A 1,584-nucleotide genomic window follows, 5' to 3' on the forward strand; every position below is an offset into this window, starting at 1 on the left:
ATCGACTGTTCCCTCTATCAGCTCAATGATTGGCTGATCGTGTTGCCATGTAGCGGTCATTGAGACCGCTGGCCATACGAAGCCCGCCGCCTCTATCGCTATCGGCCGCGGCGGCAAGGCCCTGGCGGGCATCCCGGAAAGGGCAGACCATGACGCTCAACCGCATCCGCGCCGCCGCACTGACTGCGGCGCTCACCTTCGCCGCGACGGCCGCCACCGTCACCTTTGCAACCACCGCGCACGCGGCGCCGGGCGACATCACCCAGACCTGCAACGCCGTCTTGGCCGGCAACCACCCTGCTGGGCAGACCATTTTCGCGATGCTGCCCATCAACGACGTCGGACCCGACACCCTGGTGGGACTGACCTGTACACCAGGCAAGGGGAACGGGATCGTGGTGTGCGGCCCCTTCAACTACAACGGCATCGTCTCGGTGCCAGTGCGCCCCGGCGCTTGCTAGACGCGACACCCCTCCGTGATGGCCGAGAAGAGCCGCGACGGCGAGTCCGCCTGGTGGGTGCGAGGCCGCCTGCCGCGCTGGAAGCCCGGCACGGCGAACTTGTTGCCGAAACAGCGAATTGCGCGGCGGTCCTCATCCCTCGGTGTGGATGAGGGCCGCCTCGTAGTGCACCCGCCCCGGTCGGGGTTTCCAGCGTTCGGGATCGCCGTCGACGACGCAGGTGCGGCCGTCGTGCTGGACGCGTTCGCGCGCCAAATCGGGTCATTGGTGAACACCCACCACTGGCCGGTGACGGCCCGGCGGCCGGGCTCGGCCTGGGTTGTGCTGACGCGGGGTTGCACGAGCCCGTCGACCTGGCGGCGAGGGGCGGGCCGTAGTCCAATCCGGTGGTGGGGTTGTCGTACTCGTCGCGCACCTCAACCGTGCGGGCGGTTACAGGAAGGCGTTCAGCAGGACGGTGAACAGCACCGAGGCCACGATCGAGATCACCAGCATCGTCAGACAGCCGGCACGGCCACCGAGGAACTCGACGCGGGTATTGCCGAAGCGCATGGCAGACCTTCCCGCCGAGTCAGGTCACCGCCCGGCCACGTGGTGGTCGGTGACGTTGCGCTTCTTGCGGCCCGCCAAACCCGCGAGACCCAACAAACCCAGAAGACCCAGCAGGCCCCAGTTTCCGCTTCCGTCGTCGTCATCGTTGGTGTTCTCCTGAGCCATCACCGTTGCCACGGCACGTGAGGTGGTCTCATCGGCGGACGCGACAGCGGCGGGAACAGCAGCCAGGGCCGCACCCAGGACGAGTGCCGCCATGAGGCGCTTCACGTTGTCCATGTCATCTCCTCAGGTCGGTCGGTGGTCTTGACGCCTGGGTACCGCCGAAGCTTCAGACCATGCGAACTCCAGCGATCAGCACTCGCCCGAGTGACGGCTCGCCCACCGAGCCGCCGGGGTGTCGATCCCGCCGCCGGAGGAAGACCGTCTACGCCGACCGGGCCTACGACCACGACCGGTACCGCAGACGACTGCGCGCCAGGCGGTCCCCGCCCGGATCGCCCGCTGCGGCGAACCCCACGGCTCCGCCCTGGGCGCCGTCCGTCGGCAGTGATGCGCACGACCGACCGGT

Annotated in this window: 2 protein-coding genes and 1 pseudogene; 2 read left to right on the forward strand and 1 reads right to left on the reverse strand. The window is 68.2% G+C overall.

The window, feature by feature from the left end:
• Nucleotides 1-149: 149 nt before the first annotated feature.
• A complete protein-coding gene (locus tag AB0G02_RS39365) occupies nucleotides 150-461 on the forward strand; it encodes a hydrophobin family protein (protein WP_360805368.1) in 312 nt (103 codons plus the stop codon).
• A gap of 576 nt (nucleotides 462-1,037) precedes the next feature.
• On the opposite strand, the gene AB0G02_RS39370 is transcribed toward AB0G02_RS39365, so the two are convergent.
• Nucleotides 1,038-1,292, reverse strand: a complete 255-nt coding sequence (locus AB0G02_RS39370; RefSeq protein WP_360805371.1) for a WGxxGxxG family protein — start codon at nucleotides 1,290-1,292, stop codon at nucleotides 1,038-1,040.
• A 111-nt stretch (nucleotides 1,293-1,403) separates the two neighbouring features.
• Between AB0G02_RS39370 and AB0G02_RS39375 the strand changes: the two are divergent.
• Nucleotides 1,404-1,548, forward strand: a pseudogene (locus AB0G02_RS39375) (IS5/IS1182 family transposase); the annotation flags it as partial.
• Nucleotides 1,549-1,584 lie beyond the last annotated feature (36 nt).

This window comes from Actinosynnema sp. NPDC023658 (genome assembly GCF_040639995.1).
Classification (GTDB): domain Bacteria; phylum Actinomycetota; class Actinomycetes; order Mycobacteriales; family Pseudonocardiaceae; genus Actinosynnema.